The following is a 22212-nucleotide window of genomic DNA, read 5'->3' on the forward strand; positions in this document are numbered from 1 at the left end:
ACTATCTATATTGGTCTTTTTTGCTGTAAATCAGACGATCTTCAACGTGAATAGTATCAATTATCGCCACTACTGCCGCATCCACAGGACGTTGCTCATTACCAAGTAATTGACGTGCCGCACTACCACGGCTAATCAGTACCCATTCGTCAAATCCTGCACCTACGCTATTATCTGCGGCTACCTCGTATTTTTGGAGGAGGTTTCCTTCTTCATCTACTAATTGCAACAACAGTAGTTTTACACCCCTAAGACTTGGATCTTTTTGGGTGCTAACTACTGTGCCACGAACTTTAGCAATTTGCATTACTAATTATGGTCTTCTGCCGAAAGGACGAATTGCGTTCACATTTTCCCGAAACTGTTCTACATCTTCGGTATAACGAATTGGCAGGACGTATTCTAAGTTTTCGTGAGGACGAGCAATGATGTGTGTAGACAATACTTGTCCGCCGTTGACGCGCTTAACTGATTCCACACCTGCGGCTACAGATGCTTGTACTTCAGACACATCGCCTCTAACGATTACTGTTACCCGACCACTACCGATTTTCTCGTAGCCTACTAGAGTGACACGAGCGGCTTTCACCATTGCGTCTGCTGCTTCTACCACTGCTGGAAAGCCTAGCGTTTCTACCATTCCCACTGCAATAGACATTTCTTTTTGATTCCCAAATAAAGTTTCTAGCCTTGGATTCCAGTCATGCTCAAGACGGCAACCCCATCAATGTGTTTTTTTACTCGGCTTTTGATACAGCGCAGTGTAAAGAAAACTACCATTCAAGATTGATAAAAAGCTTGCCTACTAACTCAGCTTTTTATCTTCTCCTATTAGCGTATTAGGTGCGGAACTGTTCTACGGCTTCTGTGTACCGAATCGGTAAGACATATTCCAGGTTTTCGTGGGGGCGAGCAATGATGTGGGTAGATACTACTTCACCACCATTTACTCTTCTGGCGGCTTCAATGCCAGCAGCTACGGAGGCTTGTACCTCAGAGACATCCCCCCGCACAATTACGGTGACTCTAGCACTACCAATTTTTTCATATCCTACCAAAGTTACACGGGCAGCTTTCACCATCGCGTCAGCAGCTTCTACTACTGCGGGAAAGCCTTTAGTCTCAATCATTCCAACTGCAATTGGCATCGCAGAACTCCTAAAAAATTAATCCAATCAGTACTGTGATTTGAAATTTTGGACGGGGAAGCTCATCTTGAGCTATCAAAACACTTCCAAAATAAGCATAGAAAAGCTTGGCGTTTCTGGCAATATAAATTAGTATAATAGTTTATGATAAAAAAGTTTAAAAAAACTTAATAAAAATTTATGGCGGGGTTGTTAGCAATGAAAGTTCATTGATTCCTAGAGCAACCGCTTATGCTTTATAATTTTTTTATGTCATTCATAAAAAGACATTGATAACCAGGACTAACTCTATCTGGCGAGGAGTGTTCAGAGGCTGTATGTTTTACTGTTTCTGTCTTTCCTCTATTTTTTGGCGCAGTCCAATATTGCCTAAAAAATATATAAGTTTTAATAATATCTTAGATAAATTAATTTACTTCAGACAGAAACAGTGCCTTGGGAGCAGAAAGAAAGATTTAATAAAAGCCAACATTTTTTCAGAAATAAACCTATAGTCAATTAAACCTTAGTAAGGGAGCATAATTACAAAATAATCGTTTAAGTTTAGTGAAAAGAAAGTTAAAAAAAGCATATTTTTTGGCAAATTTTATTTTTTTTAGTAAATGATTGTTTTAAGAGTTTTAGAAAAGTTAAGGCTGAGTCTTCAAGGGAAATCTAAATGAATCAGTTTCTATTTGCAACAAGTTGGTGTGTGCCTTTTTACAGCTTGCTAGGCGCACTGTTGACATTACCTTGGGGAATAGGAATAGTTCGACGTACTGGGCCTAGGCCTGCGGCGTATTTTAACTTGTTGACTACCATTGTGGGCTTTGCTCATAGCCTATGGGTATTTAAGGATATTTGGAGCAGAGAACAAGAAAATTTAGTGATTACTTGGTTTCAAGCTGCGGATTTAAACTTATCCTTTGCGTTGGAACTCTCACCTGTCAGTATGGGAGCGACTGTATTAATCACAGGGCTGAGTCTGTTAGCGCAAATTTATGCCTTGGGTTACATGGAGAAAGATTGGTCATTGGCGCGTTTTTTCGGTTTGCTTGGCTTTTTTGAAGCAGCACTGAGCGGTTTAGCTATTAGCGACTCTTTATTTCTCAGCTATGGACTATTGGAAATATTGACGCTTTCCACTTACTTGCTTGTAGGATTTTGGTACGCTCAACCGCTAGTGGTAACGGCTGCAAGGGATGCCTTTTGGACAAAGCGCGTGGGTGACTTGTTGCTGTTGATGGCTGTGGTCACACTTTCCACCTTGGCGGGTAGTTTGAACTTTTCGGATTTATATGAGTGGGTACAAACTGCGAATTTAGACCCCGTAGCTGCAACATTATTGTGTTTAGGGTTGATTGCGGGACCGGCTGGTAAATGCGCTCAGTTCCCCTTGCATCTGTGGTTGGATGAGGCCATGGAAGGGCCTAACCCAGCGTCTGTGATGCGGAACTCACTGGTGGTTGCTGGTGGTGCTTATCTACTATACAAACTGCAACCAATTTTAATTCTGTCACCAGTGGTGTTGAATGCCTTGATTATCATCGGTGGAGTGACAGCAATTGGTGCTAGTTTAGTTTCTATTGCTCAGACTGATATTAAGCGGGCGTTGTCTCATTCCACCAGTGCATATATGGGACTGGTATTTCTGGCGGTGGGTTTAGAACAGGGTGGTGTAGCTTTGATGCTATTGTTGACCCATGCGATCGCCAAAGCATTACTATTTATGAGTTCTGGATCTATCATATTCACTACCCATAGTCAAGACTTGACAGAAATGGGTGGTTTATGGTCGCGGATGCCAGCCACTACTACTGCCTTTGTGGTTGGTTCCGCCGGGATGGTGACACTCTTACCATTAGGTAGCTTTTGGGCAATGTTGTCTTGGGCTGACGGTTTGGTAAGAGTTAGCCCTTGGGTAATTGGAGTTTTAATTCTCGTCAATGGTTTGACGGCTTTAAACTTGACGCGAGTATTTAGACTGGCATTTTGGGGTCAACCGCAACAAAAGACCCGCCGTGCGCCAGAAGTTGGCTGGACAATGGCTTTCCCAATGGTGACATTGACAATACTGACTTTATTATTACCCCTGATGCTACAGCAGTGGTACTTGTTACCAGCTTGGGAAAGTATTGACTGGTACGTTGTTTTAGTTTTGGTTTCCTCTACGGTGGCTGGTGTAGTGATTGGGTCAACGATTCATTTACACAAAGCTTGGTCTCGTTCTACAGTCCTGGCTTGGAGATTGGTACAGGATTTATTGGGTTACGACTTCTACATTGATCGCATTTATCGCCTGACAATAGTGAGTGCAGTAGCTTTATTGTCGAAGATTTCGGCTTGGAGCGATCGCTATTTAGTTGATGGTTTAGTGAACTTAGTAGGCTTTGCTACCATTTTCGGTGGGCAAGGCTTGAAGTATAGCATCTCTGGTCAATCCCAAGGATATATGTTGACTATCCTCGCCGTAGTTGGTGCTTTAGGCTTTTTCATTAGCTGGTCATTGGGCTTACTGGATAAATTGCCTTTTTAGTCAGTTGTCAATAGAAGAGACGTTGTATGCAACGTCTGTACATTAATTCTTACCCCTGCCTAATATTCCTCATCTCCCCATGATTATCTATGCTTAGTGTCTTGATCTTTGCCCCATTATTGGGTGCGCTGCTAATTGGTATATTCCCGTCTGGTATTAATGGGAGAATTTCCCGTAATGTGGCATTGATTTCTGCCAGTGTAACTTTTCTGTGGTCGGTGATACTAGCTAGCCAGTTTCAAACAGGAGAAGTTAACCAGCAGTTTAGTGAGTTCTTACCTTGGATAGATTCCTTAGGATTGAGTTATAATCTTGGTGTGGATGGTCTATCTTTGCCGTTGCTGGTGTTGAATGGATTATTAACTGCCATTGCCATTTACAGCAGCGATGAATCCTTGCAACGTCCTAAGTTTTATTATTCATTGATATTGGTGTTGAGTACTGGGGTAGCAGGAGCCTTTCTGGCGCAAGATTTACTGCTATTCTTCTTGTTTTATGAACTAGAACTCATTCCCCTGTATCTCTTAATTGCTATTTGGGGTGGTGCCAGACGGGGTTATGCAGCTACGAAATTCTTGATTTACACTGCTTTTTCAGGAATTTTGATTTTAGCCAGTTTCTTGGGCTTGGTTTGGTTGAGTGGATCTGGTAGCTTTGCACTATCAACCTTAAATGCTCAGTCTCTACCTTTAGCAACTCAACTGCTACTTCTAGCGGGGATTTTAGTAGGTTTCGGCATCAAAATGCCCTTAGTTCCTTTTCATACTTGGTTACCAGATGCACACGTTGAAGCCTCTACACCGATTTCTGTGTTGCTGGCTGGTGTGCTGTTGAAGTTGGGAACTTATGGCTTATTGCGATTTGGCATGAACTTGTTACCAACAGCCTGGAATTATTTAGCACCTTGGTTGGCGGTTTGGGCAGTGGTGAGTGTGTTGTATGGTTCGTCATGTGCGATCGCGCAAACAGACATGAAAAAAATGGTAGCCTACAGTTCAATAGGACATATGGGCTATGTGTTGTTAGCGGCGGCGGCGGCTACACCATTAAGCACCTTGGGTGCTGTTATGCAGATGATTAGCCACGGTTTAATTTCGGCACTGCTGTTTTTGTTGGTGGGGGTTGTGTATAAAAAAGCAGGTAGCCGCGATTTAGATGTACTCCGAGGTTTGTTGAACCCAGAACGGGGTATGCCTGTAATTGGTACTTTGATGATTGTCGGCGTGATGGCTAGCGCCGGAACTCCGGGGATGGTGGGATTTATCTCCGAATTTATTATATTTCGGGGTTCCTTTGCGGTTTTTCCAGTGCAAACCCTGTTGTCGATGATTGGCACTGGGTTAACGGCGGTTTACTTCTTAATTCTCGTTAATAAAGCATTTTTTGGGCGCTTATCGGCCCAGGTTATGAATTTACCACGGATTTATTGGAGCGATCGCGCTCCTGCTTTTATCTTAGCGGTGCTAATTGTGATTTTTGGTATCCAACCTTCTTGGTTAGCCCGTTGGACTGAACCTACCATTACAGCTATGTTTAGTGTTGAAGGTACGGTGGCAACAGTCTCTTTAGATAAAGTAAAGGGTAAAAGTTAATAATGGGTAATTGGTAATAGGTAATTGCAGTTTATTTACCTTTTACCTATTACTAAATTCCAAGAATAATATAAACCTAAAAACAGAAAGATATTTTTATTGATGACGGAGAAATTATCATGGTAAATATTAAAAATAAACCAGCTAATAAACCTTTGGCTGAATATATCGAACGCCTGCAAATAGGAGAAGCTTTACTTGTAGATAGTCCCCGAAATGTTTTAGAAGTTGTGGGCATTCTCAAAAGTTATGGGATTGTTTTAGATGCTTATTCTAAAAACCTCATTTATATTGCCGAAAATCAATTTTTAGTATTTTTTCCATTTTTTAAATATTTCAATGGCGAAGTTTCTTGGGGAAATTTACTCCGTCATTGGTGGCATGATAGAATTAATTTTGAATATGCAGAATATTGTATGAAAGCCATGATGTGGCACGGTGGCGGTGGCTTAGACGCATATTTAGACACTACAGAATTTCAACGCCGAGCCGAAACTGTTATTCAAGCGAAATTTGCGAACAATCCTTTGGTTAAAGGAATTAATCAACTGTTTCCTGATTTTTTAACGGAAAATTTAAGAGTATCTGCTTACTATAGTGGTTTGGGTCAGTTTTGGCGAGTTATGGCTGATATTTTCCTGGAATTATCAGACCTTTATGACCAAGGCAAAATCCAGACTATTCCCGAAGTTGTAGAGCATATAAAAGCTGGGTTAGTCGCAGATGCTATGAAGCCAATTACCTATGCGGTGAAAATCCAAAATAAAGTCTATGAAATTATTCCCAAAAGTTTAGGTTTGACTTTCTTGGCAGATACGGCAATACCTTATGTAGAGGCAGTATTTTTTAGAGGAACTCCCTTTTTAGGAACAGTTTCCTATAATGCTCAAGCTTATCAAATTCCTCCTGACCAATCTCGATTTCAATATGGCGCATTATACGCTGACCCTCTACCTATTGGTGGCGCAGGTATTCCACCTACCTTGCTCATGCAGGATATGCGTCATTATTTACCAGAGTATTTACATGAAATTTATCGCCAAAGTCCCAGAGGTGAGGATGATTTGCTAGTGCAGATTTGTATTACTTTCCAAAAGTCAATGTTTTGCGTCACTACAGCCACCATTTTGGGATTGATGCCTTATTCTCTGGATACCAAGGAACCATCAGAACAGAAAGCTAACCAAGTTTATTTTGAAAAGTGGATGGATAGATTTGTCACATCACGCTTGGTTGATGTGAATAAGTAATTGGTAATTGGTAATGGGTAATTGGTAATTGGTAGTTGGTAATAATTTTCTTTTCCCATCCCCAGTCCCCAATCACAAGACCTGTTGCAATTTCTTGCTGGCAAATTCTCTTACTTGCTCATCTGGATCATTGGTGGCGCGATCGCGCAATAATTGTAGAGTCTGGGGATGGTGGGGATATTGTTCAATAATTGTTTCTAGAGCTAGTTGCCGGGGGTTAATTTGAAAGTTATACTCACGGGTAAAGGGGTCATTGACGGCACAGTTATAAAACACCTCAAATATACTAGGGTCGTCTTTGAAACTGCGGGTTAATTCTTGCAAGGCTGTATGGCGCACATCTAAATGTTGGTCTGTCATAGCCCGTTTTTTCAGGATTGGTAAAGTATCAGGGTCATCTTTGAAACCCCTGGCTAATTCTTGTAATGCGGCTTGGCGGACGTTGGCATATTTATCAGAGGTGGCGCGTTTTTTCAGGATTGGTAAAGTATCAGGGTCATCTTTAAAACCTCTGGCTAATTCTTGCACCGCCGCCCGACGGACAGATTCATTATCATCAGTTGTGGCGCGTTGTTTGAGGATAAGGAGAGTATCAGGGTCATCTTTGAAACCCCTGGCTAATTCTTGCACCGCCGCCCGACGGACATCTGCGTGTGTATCAACAATAGCTCGCAGTTTGAGAATAGGTAGAGTATCAGGGTCATCTTTAAAGCCTCTAGCCAATTCTTGCAATGCAGCCCGGCGGACATACTTATCACCATCAATAGTGGCATATTGTTTTAACCAGGAGAGAGTTTGCGAGTCATCTTTAAAACCCCTGGCTAATTCCTGCACTGCAACTTGGCGGACATCAAAAGACTTGTCAGCGATCGCACTCTGTTTAAGAATAGGTATGGTATCGGGGTCATCTTTAAAACCCCTGGCTAATTCTTGCACTGCGGCTTGGCGCACATACTCATTTTCATCATGAGCTGCACTTTGTTTGAGAATAGATAAAGTATCATAGTCATCTTTAAAAACCTTGGCTATTTCTTGCAATGCAGCTTGACGCACTGTCCAATCATGAGCAGTGGTGCATTGTTTCAGCCAAGGTAACGTATCGGGACTATCTTTAAAACCCCTGGCTAATTCTTGCACTGCTACTTGTCTGACAGCTCCCGAATTATCCTCTATGGTGCGTTGTTTCAGCCAAGGTAAAGTATTTGGGTTATCTTTAAAAACCCTAGCTAATTCTTGCACTGCTACTTGACGGACATATTCATTTTCATCAATAGTCGCCCGTTGTTTGACAATAGGCAAAGTATCAGGGTCATCTTTAAAAACCTTTGCTAGTTCTTGGACTGCGGCTTGGCGTACAGTTCCATCACTATCGGTAGTCGCACATTTTTTCAGCCAAGGTAAGGTATTAGGGTCATCTTTGAAACTCCGTGCGAGTTCTTGCAAGGCCACACTCCGCACATATTCCCGTTCATCAGCCGTGGCTAGTTGTTTTAACCAAGTCAGTGTTTCTGGGTCATCTTTCCAAGTTGTGGCGACAGATGTCACTGCTTTGGTACGAATTTCCTGTACTAGCTGCGTTTCTTCCTCATCTAAATAAGGTTGATAATAGTACCCCAGGTCATATTTGGTTAATGCTTTGATTTGGTGTAGTAATTTAGTGGCGGTGGATGCTACTAATAAACGATTTCGTACCTCTGCTAGACACTTAGCGGCGAGGAAAAGATTGATAAACTTTTCTGTTTCACCGTTTTGAGCCATTAAATAATCGAGAATCTCGCAGACAAACCTCGGCTCAATCATACCTGTAATTAGGCGTAATACCTCATGCCAAGTTTCATCTTGCCAGTGTTTACCAAATACCTCATAATTTAGGTCTTTAATGGAAAGCGTTTGTGTTTCTTTAAATTGCCAGACAAATTCCCAAGCACAGAAATATTCTAAAAAAGTTCTGTGGACAAAAGCATAATAGTCTGCGCCCAAGTAAGACAACATAAAGTTGCGAGTCCGCAATTGATTAATCATGACTCTGGCAACTATGACTGGTTGTTCAAATTCAATATTTTTTAAATAGCGGATTAAAATCTTTTCTAAATCACCCGTACTAATCAAATTCCCAGCCAAACCTTTCTCACTGGTTTGCATACGATAGGCAACTTGACGCAACATCGCCTGCTTATCTTTATAGTCGATAGTTTTCGGGTCTAAGCGATAATCTTCCACTAAGGCGCGTTCCACATCCCATTGATGCAGCAATACCCGTGATGCTTGTTCGTACAAGGTGGCTCTATCTCTGGGCAGTTCTTGATTACGGTTGAGAATTGCCATCATCGTTAATAATAAGGGATTACCAGCTAGTTCGGCGATCGCATGGGATGTATCAATTGCCCTATGCAGGCGCTCTTTTTTCCGCCTTCTATCTCCCTCATCACAGAAAGTCAATTCATGCCAACGATGGATAAAGTCTTGAATTTGTTCTGGTTCTAAATCTTGTAACATAAAGTGGCGAAACTCTGCATCTCGCAACCTTTGAGGCTTGTAACCAATCACGCGAGAAGTAACAATCACGCGCACATCAGGATACTGATTTGTGAACCGATGAATATCCGTAATAATATCTTCTCGTTTTCCCGGTTCAAATACTTCATCTAAGCCATCAAACATCACTAAAGCATTACCAGTCTTTAGCTGTTCATGTAGTTTATGTTGATTTAAGTGATGTACTATGCCACTACTTTTATGAAAGAAATCAATAAAATTACTGCATTCATTATTTTCCCGCCTCCGCATATAAGTGCGTAGCTCAATCAATAAAGGTAGTGGCTGATAAATAGCATTTCCTAAAGGTGTTTCTGCCCAATTTAATGCGAGAAACTGTAATAATGTGGATTTCCCTGAACCTGGGTCTCCTAAAATAACTATGTATTGATAATTTTGTCGGTTATTAATAATATCTAATATAGAAAATGTTGGTTGTTCAATATAGACTTGTTTATAATAAGTTAGTTCATCTAAGGAAATATCTTCTATTTGGTTACTTTCTCTGAGCCGCTTTAAATGTTCCTTGGGTAGTTCATGAACTTGAGGTAAAACCTGATGGACTTCCCGCACATTTTGCGCGATAAACATTCGCCATAGCTTTAACTCATTGTAAGCATAGCCAGTGGTATCTAAACTATCTAATTTTAAGTTACCATATCGTTCCCGCAGACCTTCTTGATAACCAAGCAAATCAAATTCCGTCGGGATACCAGCCATTTGCTGTAGGCTATCTCTCGCCTCTTCTAAATGTTGGGAATCAAAAATAGGGCGTAACTTATCTGATTCTCGAATAATCGCTTTCACTTTCTTGAGATAACGTTTCGCTAGTCTTTCCCAATCAAATGCTGGGGGTAAAGGTAGTAAATTATCTGCATACCAAGCGGTTACTAGACTCTGATAATCTATGACTTGACAGTCTGGTTGAAAGGGAAGACCAAGAAGATGTTGCAGAGATTGATTATGAATAAACGTAGTTAATGGCTGATTGTATCGTTGCAGTTCTGCTTCGTCTAAATCTGCATCTTCTAATTCCTGCTGCATCAACTGCAAAAATTCCTTCAATGCTTTACCCGCAGCAGTTTCAATATCTTCCTTTTGCAGCTTCTGTAAAATATTATTGGGAACCGCCTTTAATAAGTCCTTAGCCCAGTCTTTCGCTGCGTCCTTTGCTAAGTCCTCAAAAATCGACTTAAAAGCAAACCCGACAGCTTGAGTTACGCCCCAAACAGCTAACCAATCTAACATCATACCCGCGTTTGCCTAGCTTTAGACTTCGAGTATATCCATCAACTATGGAAATGGCTGTAGATTTCAGCATATTTGAAGAAATGTATTGTAGGTATATATTCATCTAAATTAGTTTTGAAGCTTCCTAGTAAGTAATTCAATTTTGTAACTTTTACTGTGAGCGATCGCACAACACTAATTGCTACAATGAGAAATCGCAAGTTCCGCAAAATTTTCCGCAATCCAAAAACTGTCAACCCAGAACTAATTGATAGCTTCAATTATCAAAAAAATATAAATTTCTATCTTCAATTTAGATTAAAAATAAAGCTGCAATCCTTATGTAAAGCTAATTTAAGCTTATTATGTTTGCCAAAAATCAAATCATATTCCTATAATATATTCCTAGAAAAAATAATTTGAGATTGCTTCAATAAATTAATAAACCTGTGTTAAGCTAACAATAGGAATCAAAAAAGTAAGTAAGCAAAAAGACTTCGAGATAAATATTGGGGCAACTCAATCAAGTCCTTTTGGTCTGGTAAATCCACTTCAATATCGTTATGATTTTTTATAGCGATAGAACTTGTCCAGGTAAAAAGGATAGAAGCCTCAGTAAAAACTTGAAGTTAATGATAACTGGCTGTGGTCATAATAGCCAGTGAACATTGCCTCTCTTCGCTAGTATTACGAGCCAGTGAAAAGTACTCTAGGAGCCTGGGAAGAAAGACTCTTAGTCAAAGCTGGTAATCCCCAATAAATCAGAACGGTTACTGAACATAGCAGCAGAAAAACTCACCATTTTGATTCGCTTACTATGTTCTGGCAATTGCTTATTTTAGTAGATAACCGTTCTTAAGATTTAGGAATTTCAGCATATTGGCAACAGCCACCAATACATTGCCCAAATCGTAGTTTTAGGGGTTGCTGATGTATGGCTTGACTGCTGTAGGTAGAGATTTATCTGCCTGCACGAATTGTAAGCTATGTGAGTGATTTTTCCGGAATATTTGCTAGAAATTACCCAAAAAAGAGCAGAATTAGAATTACTAAGCACTGATGACATATACAAGCGCAGGAAACTTGTAGAACCATTCGGAGTGGATGGCAAATTTGGTTAGTTGGGTTCAGGAATAAAACCTGGATAAATTTAAATTGCCACTGTAGCCACTCTTAAGGCCTGAGCAACCGATGGTGATTTATCACAATGACCTGCAATATATATGTCCAGCTTAACTAAGCTTTGCTCTGCATGAGCAGATACAACTTTGTCTGAATAGGAAGTTCTAGAAACCACTCTAAAATTCCGATTTCATCTTAGGAAACTATCGGACTGTGCTTTTGGTGATACTTGCAATCTTTCCTCGATAAAAATCCTTATCTACGCAACCTCTGACCAATATTTACTCTAGAACATCGTATTTACATTCATCGCAGGAAAACACAAATCATGAGTATCGACAAGAAAATTAGACAAATTGCTTTCTACGGTAAAGGCGGTATTGGTAAGTCTACCACTTCTCAAAACACCTTGGCAGCTATGGCAGAAATGGGTCAACGCATCCTCATCGTAGGTTGCGACCCTAAAGCTGACTCCACCCGTTTGATGCTCCATTCCAAAGCTCAAACCACCGTACTTCACTTGGCGGCTGAACGTGGTGCAGTAGAAGACCTCGAACTCGACGAAGTAATGCTGACTGGTTTCCGTGGCGTTAAGTGCGTAGAATCTGGTGGTCCAGAACCCGGTGTAGGTTGCGCTGGTCGTGGTATCATCACCGCCATTAACTTCTTAGAAGAAAACGGCGCTTACCAAGACGTTGACTTCGTATCTTATGACGTATTAGGCGACGTTGTATGCGGTGGTTTCGCAATGCCTATCCGCGAAAATAAAGCGCAAGAAATCTACATCGTTACCTCTGGTGAAATGATGGCGATGTATGCTGCTAACAACATCGCTCGTGGTATTTTGAAATATGCACACACTGGTGGTGTACGTTTAGGCGGCTTGATTTGTAATAGCCGTAACGTTGACAGAGAAATCGAACTCATCGAAACTCTGGCAAAACGTTTGAACACCCAAATGATTCACTACGTACCCCGCGACAACATTGTTCAACACGCTGAGTTGCGCCGGATGACAGTTAACGAATACGCACCCGACAGCAACCAAGGTAACGAATACCGGATTTTGGCTAACAAAATCATCAACAACGAAAACCTAAAGATTCCTACCCCAATTGAGATGGAAGAATTAGAAGAGTTGCTGATTGAGTTCGGTATTCTCGAAAGCGAAGAAAATGCTGCAAAAATGATTGCTACAACTTCAGAAAGCAAATCTAAGTAAGTAATGTGATGCAGTTCTGATAGGGTTTATAACCCCGACTTTTAGACAAGTCGGGGTTATACCATTTGACTTTAGAATTGGTATAGTGCCCCCCACTTGTACTGTGTAAGATTAGCATTGAATTGTTGAAATCTAGGTAGGGCATTGCCTAACACATCATGGTTTTGGTGGGCAATGCCCACCCTACAGATACTTAGATTTTTATGCACAAGTGTAGGCTACGCTAACAATAATCAAATCGGATTCCTACTATTACTGCCAAACAAATACCTTAGCTTCATAAGGCCCGATATCAGTGATGATACCATCATCACCAGCTTCAACATCATAGTCGCCAGTCCACTCATGCCATGTACCACCAGAGGGGAAATTAGGGACATGATAACCGGCGAGGAAGTCTTCGGAGAAATTCGTCACCACTACCACACGAGAACCTTCATCATTCCAACGGCTGTAGGCTAACACCTTGGCTTCTGGATTTTCGTGGATGAAATCAATATTTTCTGTATACAACGCGTGATTATTCTTACGTAAACCTATCAATCCTCTGTAGTAATCAAACAAACTACGATTGAGATCATTACCTAAGAGTGTCCAATCAATTTTAGATTGGTCTTGTTGTTTGGGTTTATACTCGCCGAATTCTTCTCCCATCCAAATCAAAGGTACACCAACAGCTGTCATTAAAATTGCAGTTCCCAGTTTAGCTCTTCTAAAAGCTTCGTCGTGAAAAATTTCTCGATTACCTAGCTCCACCATGATATGGTCATGGTCATGGTTGGTGAGATAGTTCACAACATTAGTTGCACCCAAGAAACCTTGGCGTTTAGGGTCAATGACATCTTTGAGACTTTCTAAATCAAAGGTGTCACCGCATATATGAGCTTTAATGGTGTGGTAAAAACTATCATGCCAACATCCATCCATCGGCCCATCTAAATTAGTAATGCTAGTGGTTTCTGGGATGTGTTCAGCAACATTATAGAATGGTTTTGCTCCGGCAGTTTTCTTTGCTTCTTGAGCAATCCAGTGCATGAAATCGTAGTTGGCTATTTGCCTTGCTGCATCGTAGCGAATACCATCTAGATGATATTCTCCGACCCAATATCTGACAGTATCACCAATAAATTTTCTTGCTGGATAAGTCTCTAAATTTTCATCATAGTGTTCGTAATTAAACTCTGGCCCCCAGTTATTATCAGGGTCGCGTGGTTCATGGTGATACCAGTAGTCATGGTCAATTTGTGTTAATGGACTGGATGCTTCGGAGTGGTTATAAATCCCGTCCATAATGATGCGAATACCTCGTTGATGGCATTCATCAACCAATTTTTTTAAATCAGCTGTAGAACCATAGCTGGATTCAGTAGCAAAGAAATAGCGAGGATTATAACCCCAACTATAATCACCTGGATATTCTTTTACTGGTAACAACTCAATGGCATTGATGCCCAATTCACACAAATAATCTAACTTTTCAATAACGTGTTTATATTTGCCCCGTGCATAAAGGTCATCTTCTCCACCAGAAAAGTCACCTACGTGTAATTCATAAATAACTAATTCGTGGTCAGCAGGTAAAGGTTTATCATCATGTTGCCAAACATATGTATCAACAATTTTTTCACCATCTTTTATTTTGATGATGCCATTATCTTTACCACTTGATTCATCAATATCAGTAGCATAAGGGTCTGTAACATCTACCCATTGATCTTCTTCAAAAAACCATGATCTTGTTTGTACACGAAATTTATATTGATATGTACCATCTTCTAATTCAATAGTTGCGCGAAAATAACCATCATCACCTTTTTGCATAGGAATTTCTTGCCAATCGGAAAATGAGGCAATTAATGCTGCTCCTTTGTTATAGGGTGCAAATAAGGTAAATTCAATGGGCTTTGCCATAAAAATCAGTAAAATATAAAATGCTAGTATTAAGCATTTTCTAAATTATTAATCAATTTGCAAATCGGTCGCAGGAAATAATTAGTTTTATACTTCCTCTATCAGCAGATAGATGGTCTATTCTATCAATAGATTATTTATTGGTGACTCAAATATTTAAATGATGATGTTTCGACAAAAATATATTGTCTACTGTCATAGGTTATAGATTTATAAATAATATTTTTACTGTATAAAAGCAAATATTCGGGTAAATATAATCTTAATCAACCGAATATTTGCCAAAATGTATTATTTGCCTTGGTCAATTTGCTGCTGCAAATAACTTAGCAACCAGTTAGCAGAAGTAGCTCTGCGAGTTTCTCTTGGTGTAAAGGTACCAATTTTATACCCTTTAAAACCCAGTTTCTCTTTGGTAATTTGTTTGTATTGTTTAGGAATAGAACGAGTTAATTTCATCGTTGCAGGGCGACTTTCTAGAAAGTTTGGTGGTTCTGGATACTCATCACGCCATTCTGATGGAACGGCGTTGTTGTCCCATTTCTCTGTTGTTGCGTCGTAGCGATAGCCCAGGTAATACCAAACTAATTGCATGACTGTAGCATCATCAATTTGATCGTTGAGAATACCCCAGATAGTATCTGTATTCAATGGTGGTAGTTCAGACATAAGTAATGCAAAATTTAGAATTTTAAATTAGCAGATTTCGATCTAAAAAATCCGTTCCTGATTCACAAACAATGTAGACTGGTAATCGTAAATCATAGATGGGTCAATGCCAAATTCTACACCACAGTCGCAGCTAATTCGCGTCCATGTCTTCGTTACTGGTAGAGTGCAGGGGGTAGGTTTTCGTTACTCTACTGTCGATACCGCCAGTCAACTGGGTTTAACTGGTTGGGTGCGGAATCTTCCTGATGGTCGTGTAGAAGCGGTGTTTGAGGGGGCGCGGGACATTGTGGAAGAGATGGTGAGGTGGTGTCATGCAGGCCCACCGGCGGCTGTGGTGCAAGATGTGGCGGTTGAGTATGAAGAACCGGAAGGGTTACGGGGATTTGAGGTGAAACGGTTGGTAAATTAAGTTTAATTGTACTTGACCTGAAAATACTCTTGAAATCCAATATGAGTCTCCTCACTTCATCACTAAAACAGCAGACCCCTCTATTTTGCCACTACGTAGCGCATCTAAAGCCTCATTAGCTTGAGTCAAGGGGAAAGAATTAATCTTTGTCCGGATGGGAATTTGCGGCGCGATAGTCAGAAACTCTTCGCCATCTTGGCGTGTTAAATTAGCTACAGACCTTAACACCCGTTCTTCCCAAAGAATGCTGTAGGGAAATGAGGGGATATCGCTCATATGAATACCAGCACAAACGACTACACCACCTTTAGCAACTGCACGCAAGGCGGTAGGAACTAGTTTCCCCACTGGTGCAAAAATAATTGCTGCATCTAAAGATTCTGGCGGTAATACATCTGAGTCACCAGCCCAATTTGCACCTAATTGACGGGCAAATTCTTGCCCATCAATATCCCCAGGACGAGTGAAAGCAAATACTTTGCGCCCTTGATAACGTGCTAACTGAATTAAGATATGAGCAGAGGAACCGAAACCGTAAAAACCGAGTTTCTCAGCATCTCCAGTCATATTGTAAGCCCGGTAGCCAATTAAACCGCCACATAACAGAGGTGCAGCTTGTAAGTCTGGATAAGTGGGGTCTAAAGGAAAACAAAAGTGGTGGTCAGCTACTGTATAGTCTGCATAGCCGCCGTCTATATTATAACCTGTAAATTCAGCATAATCACAGAGGTTTTCCCGCCCAGAGAGACAGTAAGGACAATGAGCGCAAGTATGACCCAACCAAGGTACACCAACCCTTTGACCTAGATGAAATTGATCAACTTTTTCCCCTAAAGCCTCAATCGTCCCTACAATTTGATGTCCCAAAATCAAAGGTAGTTTTGGGTGTGTCAATTCTCCATCCACTATATGTAAATCAGTGCGACAGACGGCGCAAGCATGAACGCGAATCAATACTTGCTCAGAATTAGGTCTTGGTATTGGTAACTCTGTCAGGCGTAAGGGTTGACGCGGTGCGTCTAAAATCATGGCGCGCATAATAATTCGTAATTCATCCAGAAGTGTAAAAATATTAGTACAGGTAGTTTCCGAGAGTTTACACAATACTAATAAATTACTTATCGCCTATTCCTATAACTCAAGGTGCAAAGTTGTCAGGAGAATTTTGCAAAATTGCTGCTTAACTTGCTTGATTCTTTCGCTTTGTTTTCAATTGTGATAGCTGATTAGCACCAAAGCCTAAAACCGCTATTGTTCCCATGCTAAGTATGAATGAGGGTTCGGGAACTGATTGGGCTGATTGTATTACTTCTGTTTGCTGGTTGATTAAGGTCGGCTCATCTATACCAATACAGGAATTAATACTACCAGGGAAATTATTACATAACGATGGGGATGTTCTCGGTACCAATATTCCCGAATTATATTCTTGAAGTCTTATATTACTAGGTAAAGGGTTAGGAAGCGATTGACCGATTTGGACAAGAAACCGAGGTGTTAATTCCACATTGTATGTAATCCCTTGAGTTACCTGTGGCTGGGATTGCAATGGTGTACCACCACCTATGTCGTTTTTAAACTGAACAATAGCCCCATCATAATACCAGAAAGAGATATCAGAGATGGAACGTTGTACTCCACCAATGGCTTGTACTGCTCCATTTTTGATGACATCTTCTGAATATATTAAAGACGCTCCTTCAAAAAGTTGATATGACAAATTATCTAAATCATTCTCGGTGATGAATTGATTGCTGGTTTGGTCGCTTGACCAATCAACCACTATTTTAGTGACATCAGTGACAAGGGAATTGGAAAATGCCAAAGTAGTCCGAAAATCAGCAGCCATCACAGATGATGACGCATTAGCCAAAGTCATTGTAGTTCCTACTACGATCGCCAACTTTTTGATTAACTTCATAGGATTGGGATAACTGCTGATTTAAGCTACATTGGGGAATATACACGTTGAAGTGTCATGTCTAATAGTACCCTGGAGGGTACCATAAGATGTCGTAAATTTTATCAGTAACAAAGTGGGGCGATCGCTACAATTTTCAGAAAAGAGTCAAAATCGATGGCGATTTTGGCATTATGGCAGGGCGAAATAGTGCAGCGATCGCTACATTAGTAGAATATAGTCACCCATAATCTGCGGCTCACATCAAACCATGAGTGCGAATACTACCATTACTCAAAATCCTTTACTTAAAGGTTCTGGCTTGCCTCCATTTACGGAAATTCAGCCAGAACAAGTACAACCAGCCTTTGAACAATTATTGGCGGAACTGGAACAAGAACTGACTACCTTGGAAGCGAATGTACAGCCTACTTGGGATGGCTTGGTCGAACCTTTGGAAAAGTTAAGCGATCGCCTTACCTGGAGTTGGAGTATAGTAAATCATCTAATGGGTGTGAAAAATAGCCCAGAACTGCGTACAGCCCATGAAGCTGTGCAGCCACAAGTAGTGCAGTTTGCTAACAAGTTGGGACAAAGCCAACCCATCTACAATGCTTTTAAACAACTCCGCGCCAGTGATAGTTGGCAAACTTTAGAATCAGCTCAACAGCGAATTGTGGAAGCAGCCATTCGGGATGCAGAACTGTCCGGTGTGGGCTTGCAAGGAGAAGCACGGGAACGTTTCAATGCTATTCAAATGGAATTGGCAGAATTGGCTACCAAGTTCTCTAACCATGTCCTTGACGCAACCACAGCATTTAGCCTCACCCTCACTACTCAAGCAGAAGTTGACGGCTTACCCCAAAGTTTACTTAGTTTAGCAGCACAAGCCGCACGGGCAACTGGTGCAGAAAATGCCACACCAGAAAATGGCCCTTGGCGTATTACTTTAGATATCCCCAGTTACACCCCCTTCATCCAGCACAGCACCAGGCGTGATTTGCGCGAACAGCTTTACAAAACTTATATTACCCGCGCCTCATCTGGTGAATTAGATAACAACCCAATTATCGAACGGACTTTAGAGTTACGCCAAGAACTGGCAAATTTATTGGGCTTCCAAAATTATGCCGAGTTGAGCCTAGCCAGTAAAATGGCTCCCAATGTGGAAGCAGTTGAAGCACTATTAGAAGAATTACGCAGTGCTAGTTACGATGCATCTGTTAAAGATTTAGAAACCTTGAAAGCCTTTGCAGCCTCTAAAGGAGCGCCAGAAGCCGCAGATTTACGACACTGGGATATTAGCTTTTGGGCTGAACGCCAACGAGAAGAAAAATTTGCCTTCACCGCCGAAGAACTACGTCCTTACTTCCCCCTACCCCAAGTCCTCGATGGCTTATTTGGACTGGTGCATCGGCTGTTTGGCATTACTGTTACCCCAGCAGATGGACAAGCCCCAGTTTGGCACGAAGATATCCGTTATTTCCAAATAGCTGATGAAACTGGCAATCCCATCGCCTATTTCTACTTAGACCCTTACAGCCGTCCAGGTGAAAAGCGTGGCGGTGCATGGATGGATACCTGTATCAATCGCGCCATAATTACAGAAAATGGTGTAAAAACTGTACGTTTACCTGTGGCTTATTTGGTGTGTAACCAAACTCCGCCAGTGGATGGTAAACCTAGTTTGATGACATTCTATGAAGTAGAAACGCTGTTCCATGAATTTGGTCATGGGCTACATCATATGCTCACCAAGGTTAACTATGCTGGAGCCGCAGGCATCAATAATGTAGAGTGGGATGCAGTGGAACTACCAAGTCAGTTTATGGAAAACTGGTGTTATGAACGTACCACCTTATTTAGCTTGGCTAAACATTACGAAACTGGGGAAACACTACCAGAACATTATTATCAAAAGCTCCTAGCCGCCCGTAATTATATGAGTGGTAGCGGTATCTTGCGCCAACTCCACTTTAGTAGCGTTGATTTGGAATTACACTCTCACTATCACCCAGGTGGTCAGGAAACCGCCGCCGATGTGCGTCATCGAGTTGCCCAAAAAACTACTGTCTTACCACCACTACCAGAAGATGCTTTCCTCTGCGCTTTTGGACACATCTTTGCAGGTGGTTATGCTGCGGGATACTACAGTTACAAGTGGGCTGAGGTACTTAGTGCTGATGCTTTCGCCGCTTTTGAAGATGCTGGGCTAGAAGATGAAGTTGCCATTAAAGCTACGGGTAGACGTTATCGAGATACTGTATTAGCTCTTGGTGGTAGCAAGCATCCGATGGAGGTGTTTGCAGCGTTCCGAGGACGGGAACCGAGTACAGCTTCTTTGCTCAAGCATAATGGGTTGCTGCCCAATGCTGCTTAAGTATTGAGGTAGGAACTTAAACGCAGAGTTACGCCAAGGGTTACGGGGAGGAACGCGGAGAGTGTGATACTTCTCTGCGCCTCTGCTTGAGGTTATTTCGCAAAGATGGCACAGCAATTACAGCAATTATTTAAATAGGAATTATACCAACCCGTGAATTTTTACTGCTCCATCGACTGGGTTAATTTCTGGTTGAGTTCTACTGATAAAGTAAGCGATTCCTCGGTAAATTAATTTATGCGCTACAAATGATAAACTAACTTTGTCTACTGTTACCTCAGGGTTAGTATCATAAGCAATCCCCCGATACTTTAACTTATGCGATCGCTGACCGTGGGAAACTTGGTATTTTTCTGCTTGATTGGGTTCGTATTCATAACTCAAACCACGATAGCAAAGTTTCATATTTTTACTTCCTGAATCAATAAATTCACTCTTGATGACTACAAGGATTCCTTTGACCTCAAGCAATCACCAAAGTTATGTTTACTTGGGAGTTATCACAGGTTGATTCGGGATTTACGCATTGATTAATGAAGAAATATTACGCAAAGAGTATTATTTCCTCTGTAATTTGACAACAATAACCAAATGTGGCGAGAAATTCCTAAGAATTTGTTAATGCTCTAGCTGAGTAGATTATGCAAACGACTGGGTAGAGGGAATGACCTACGGTTGGCAAAACGCCATTGCTAGCTGTAATTGACTACCTTACCTATATTATAATCCACGGGAAGATACTAACTGCCAAAGAAATCTTTGCCCATAATACTACTTTACAAAATTACATATATTAGTCTCATTTAAATATATAAAAGTTTGTAAAATATTTGGGCATTTCTTGGTTTAAATTTGCTAATTAACAGCAAAAATAAAGTAAAAAAAGACTCATTGTCATAATAACTCTTTTCTATTATATAAAGTATAAAATAAATCTATTAATCCGGTGCTTTTTTCACATACTTTATCGGTTACATCAGCTATAATCTCAACCAATCACAAGAGGATTAACTTTGCAATATTTAACGTTTCTCTAATTAAAAATATTGAATATAGATTAAAAATAATAACCAACATCATAAATTGTGAATTTTATCAGGCAATATTGAGAGTAAGCTTAATGATTGCAACCTTGATGAAAAGTTAAGTAACTCAAGTGCAATGAAACTTAACAAACATTAGTCTCTTCAAAGGAATTAATTTTTTGAGTGTTGATGGCTAATATCTATATAGTGGCATTGTGCTAACTTAACTACTAAGTTGTTGAGCCAGGTGGTGAACATTTCATCCGAACCAAGAAGAAAAATTAAACACCAAGCAACCTTAAAACAAGAACTAACAATGATAGAAAAGATTTTGCTAGCTGTTTCTGGATTGGGACACGCAGAAGAAATGCTCAAAACTTTGAAAGAAGTGCCATCAATCCAATCTGCAAAAGTTACAGTCCTGCACGTAGTTCCTTCTCAAGCAACATCTTCTGCCATGACAGATAAATGGGAAGAAGGTGGCAAAATTTTGGCTAATGCAATTCAGAGTTTGAACTTAGATCCTAGCCAGGTTTCTTCGATTTTGCGCCAAGGAGATCCTAAAGATGTTGTTTGTCAGGTAGCCGATGAAATTGACGCTGACTTAATTATTATGGGTTCACGCGGACTTAAACGTCTGCAATCGATTTTATCAAACTCAGTGAGTCAGTATGTCTTTCAGCTGTCTTCTCGCCCAATGTTACTGGTTAAAGATGACATTTATGTCAAAAAAATTAAGCGCGTGATGGTAGCGATTGATAATTCTGATGCAGCAAAACATTGCTTAAATCTAGCCTTGTTTTTGTTGCAGGGTATTGTCGGTAGTCAATTAATTTTGGCTAATGTGACAACCGATTTGCGTGGTAAAACCTCAGATGTATCGGAAATTAACCCAGATAAAAATCCTGTTTTGGCTTCAGCCGTAGCGGAAGCACAAAAATATGGTGTACAAACTCGCTGCTTTACCAGTAGCGGCAAACCAGGAGAAGAAATCTGTCGCCTAGCAGATGAGTTGAACGTAGATTTATTATTACTCGGATCACCCGATCGCCGTCCGTCGGTGGCTAAGAATTTTGTCGATCTAGACAGACTCATCGGTGCTTCACTGTCAGACTATGTGCGAGTTAATGCTAGCTGTCCTGTATTATTAGCGAGGACAACTGGTTAAATGGGGGTTTAGGGGTGTAGGGGTGTGGTGAAGTAATTTATAGCTGTTGACTGTTGACGGTTAACAGACTTGAAAGTCTTTTCCTTATCCCTCTACCCCCTTATACCTTTATCCCCCCTACATTCCTCACCCA

The 22212-nt window shown here is 40.8% G+C and carries 16 protein-coding genes; 7 read left to right on the forward strand and 9 right to left on the reverse strand.

All coding sequences use genetic code 11. The features are described from left to right. Position 1: 1 nt before the first annotated feature. From ccmL to GSQ19_RS02140, 3 genes are all read right to left on the reverse strand, one after another. Positions 2–307, reverse strand: coding sequence for a beta-carboxysome shell vertex protein CcmL (gene ccmL, locus GSQ19_RS02130; protein WP_010995040.1), 306 nt, complete (start codon positions 305–307; stop codon positions 2–4). A 6-nt stretch (positions 308–313) separates the two neighbouring features. Beyond that, on the reverse strand, positions 314–658 hold the full coding sequence (locus tag GSQ19_RS02135) for a carbon dioxide-concentrating mechanism protein CcmK (protein WP_010995041.1): 345 nt from the start codon (positions 656–658) through the stop codon (positions 314–316). A gap of 181 nt (positions 659–839) precedes the next feature. Beyond that, positions 840–1148: a carbon dioxide-concentrating mechanism protein CcmK gene (locus tag GSQ19_RS02140; protein WP_010995042.1), complete on the reverse strand. Its 309-nt coding sequence runs from the start codon at positions 1146–1148 to the stop codon at positions 840–842. A gap of 658 nt (positions 1149–1806) precedes the next feature. Between GSQ19_RS02140 and GSQ19_RS02145 the strand changes: the two genes are divergently transcribed. The 3 genes from GSQ19_RS02145 (at position 1807) to GSQ19_RS02155 (ending at position 6505) form a co-directional block, all read left to right on the forward strand. Continuing rightward, entirely contained in the window at positions 1807–3663 is a 1857-nt protein-coding gene (locus GSQ19_RS02145) for an NAD(P)H-quinone oxidoreductase subunit F (RefSeq protein WP_011321143.1), read from the forward strand. Between the two features lie 89 nt (positions 3664–3752). Next, positions 3753–5255: an NADH-quinone oxidoreductase subunit M gene (locus GSQ19_RS02150; protein WP_011321144.1), complete on the forward strand. Its 1503-nt coding sequence runs from the start codon at positions 3753–3755 to the stop codon at positions 5253–5255. A gap of 119 nt (positions 5256–5374) precedes the next feature. Beyond that, positions 5375–6505 carry a CO2 hydration protein gene (locus GSQ19_RS02155; protein WP_011321145.1) on the forward strand — a complete coding sequence of 377 codons (1131 nt, stop codon included), beginning with the start codon at positions 5375–5377 and terminating at the stop codon, positions 6503–6505. A 72-nt stretch (positions 6506–6577) separates the two neighbouring features. On the opposite strand, the gene GSQ19_RS02160 is transcribed toward GSQ19_RS02155, so the two are convergent. Further along, positions 6578–10291: a HEAT repeat domain-containing protein gene (locus GSQ19_RS02160; protein ID WP_011321146.1), complete on the reverse strand. Its 3714-nt coding sequence runs from the start codon at positions 10289–10291 to the stop codon at positions 6578–6580. Positions 10292–11720: 1429 nt separating this feature from the next. Between GSQ19_RS02160 and nifH the strand changes: the two genes are divergently transcribed. After that, positions 11721–12614 carry a nitrogenase iron protein gene (gene nifH, locus GSQ19_RS02165; RefSeq protein ID WP_011321148.1) on the forward strand — a complete coding sequence of 298 codons (894 nt, stop codon included), beginning with the start codon at positions 11721–11723 and terminating at the stop codon, positions 12612–12614. A gap of 252 nt (positions 12615–12866) precedes the next feature. On the opposite strand, the gene GSQ19_RS02170 is transcribed toward nifH, so the two are convergent. Both GSQ19_RS02170 and GSQ19_RS02175 read right to left on the reverse strand, forming a co-directional pair. Continuing rightward, positions 12867–14525 (reverse strand): alpha-amylase family glycosyl hydrolase, encoded by a 1659-nt coding sequence (locus GSQ19_RS02170; RefSeq protein ID WP_011321149.1) that lies wholly within the window; start codon positions 14523–14525, stop codon positions 12867–12869. Between the two features lie 291 nt (positions 14526–14816). Beyond that, a complete protein-coding gene (locus GSQ19_RS02175) occupies positions 14817–15194 on the reverse strand; it encodes a DUF1823 family protein (protein ID WP_011321150.1) in 378 nt (125 codons plus the stop codon). Between the two features lie 106 nt (positions 15195–15300). Here GSQ19_RS02175 and GSQ19_RS02180 point away from each other — a divergent pair, with 106 nt between their 5' ends. Beyond that, the gene (locus GSQ19_RS02180) at positions 15301–15606 is read left to right on the forward strand and encodes an acylphosphatase (protein WP_011321151.1); all 306 of its coding nucleotides are present in this window, start codon (positions 15301–15303) and stop codon (positions 15604–15606) included. A 51-nt stretch (positions 15607–15657) separates the two neighbouring features. On the opposite strand, the gene GSQ19_RS02185 is transcribed toward GSQ19_RS02180, so the two are convergent. Continuing rightward, on the reverse strand, positions 15658–16644 hold the full coding sequence (locus tag GSQ19_RS02185) for a zinc-dependent alcohol dehydrogenase family protein (protein WP_011321152.1): 987 nt from the start codon (positions 16642–16644) through the stop codon (positions 15658–15660). 142 nt (positions 16645–16786) lie between these two features. Beyond that, positions 16787–17527, reverse strand: a complete 741-nt coding sequence (locus tag GSQ19_RS02190) for a hypothetical protein (protein WP_041456439.1) — start codon at positions 17525–17527, stop codon at positions 16787–16789. 250 nt (positions 17528–17777) lie between these two features. Here GSQ19_RS02190 and GSQ19_RS02195 point away from each other — a divergent pair, with 250 nt between their 5' ends. Beyond that, positions 17778–19886 carry a M3 family metallopeptidase gene (locus tag GSQ19_RS02195; RefSeq protein WP_011321154.1) on the forward strand — a complete coding sequence of 703 codons (2109 nt, stop codon included), beginning with the start codon at positions 17778–17780 and terminating at the stop codon, positions 19884–19886. Positions 19887–20027: 141 nt separating this feature from the next. Here GSQ19_RS02195 and GSQ19_RS02200 read toward each other — a convergent pair whose 3' ends face one another. Next, positions 20028–20291: a DUF4278 domain-containing protein gene (locus tag GSQ19_RS02200; protein WP_011321155.1), complete on the reverse strand. Its 264-nt coding sequence runs from the start codon at positions 20289–20291 to the stop codon at positions 20028–20030. Between the two features lie 936 nt (positions 20292–21227). Between GSQ19_RS02200 and GSQ19_RS02205 the strand changes: the two genes are divergently transcribed. Then, positions 21228–22079 (forward strand): universal stress protein, encoded by an 852-nt coding sequence (locus tag GSQ19_RS02205; protein WP_041457035.1) that lies wholly within the window; start codon positions 21228–21230, stop codon positions 22077–22079. The last annotated feature ends 133 nt before the right edge of the window (positions 22080–22212 follow it).

This window comes from Trichormus variabilis 0441 (assembly GCF_009856605.1).
Taxonomy (GTDB): domain Bacteria; phylum Cyanobacteriota; class Cyanobacteriia; order Cyanobacteriales; family Nostocaceae; genus Trichormus; species Trichormus variabilis.

Coding starts and splice junctions, on each gene's coding strand:
- GSQ19_RS02190 (WP_041456439.1), bottom strand. CDS start 17,527: ATGAAGTTAATCAAAAAGTTGGCGATCGTAGTAGGAACTACAATGACT.
- GSQ19_RS02155 (WP_011321145.1), top strand. CDS start 5,375: ATGGTAAATATTAAAAATAAACCAGCTAATAAACCTTTGGCTGAATAT.
- GSQ19_RS02195 (WP_011321154.1), top strand. CDS start 17,778: ATGAGTGCGAATACTACCATTACTCAAAATCCTTTACTTAAAGGTTCT.
- GSQ19_RS02175 (WP_011321150.1), bottom strand. CDS start 15,194: ATGTCTGAACTACCACCATTGAATACAGATACTATCTGGGGTATTCTC.
- GSQ19_RS02135 (WP_010995041.1), bottom strand. CDS start 658: ATGTCTATTGCAGTGGGAATGGTAGAAACGCTAGGCTTTCCAGCAGTG.
- GSQ19_RS02160 (WP_011321146.1), bottom strand. CDS start 10,291: ATGATGTTAGATTGGTTAGCTGTTTGGGGCGTAACTCAAGCTGTCGGG.
- GSQ19_RS02140 (WP_010995042.1), bottom strand. CDS start 1,148: ATGCCAATTGCAGTTGGAATGATTGAGACTAAAGGCTTTCCCGCAGTA.
- GSQ19_RS02180 (WP_011321151.1), top strand. CDS start 15,301: ATGCCAAATTCTACACCACAGTCGCAGCTAATTCGCGTCCATGTCTTC.
- GSQ19_RS02150 (WP_011321144.1), top strand. CDS start 3,753: ATGCTTAGTGTCTTGATCTTTGCCCCATTATTGGGTGCGCTGCTAATT.
- GSQ19_RS02145 (WP_011321143.1), top strand. CDS start 1,807: ATGAATCAGTTTCTATTTGCAACAAGTTGGTGTGTGCCTTTTTACAGC.
- GSQ19_RS02205 (WP_041457035.1), top strand. CDS start 21,228: ATGATAGAAAAGATTTTGCTAGCTGTTTCTGGATTGGGACACGCAGAA.
- GSQ19_RS02170 (WP_011321149.1), bottom strand. CDS start 14,525: ATGGCAAAGCCCATTGAATTTACCTTATTTGCACCCTATAACAAAGGA.
- nifH (WP_011321148.1), top strand. CDS start 11,721: ATGAGTATCGACAAGAAAATTAGACAAATTGCTTTCTACGGTAAAGGC.
- GSQ19_RS02200 (WP_011321155.1), bottom strand. CDS start 20,291: ATGAAACTTTGCTATCGTGGTTTGAGTTATGAATACGAACCCAATCAA.
- ccmL (WP_010995040.1), bottom strand. CDS start 307: ATGCAAATTGCTAAAGTTCGTGGCACAGTAGTTAGCACCCAAAAAGAT.
- GSQ19_RS02185 (WP_011321152.1), bottom strand. CDS start 16,644: ATGCGCGCCATGATTTTAGACGCACCGCGTCAACCCTTACGCCTGACA.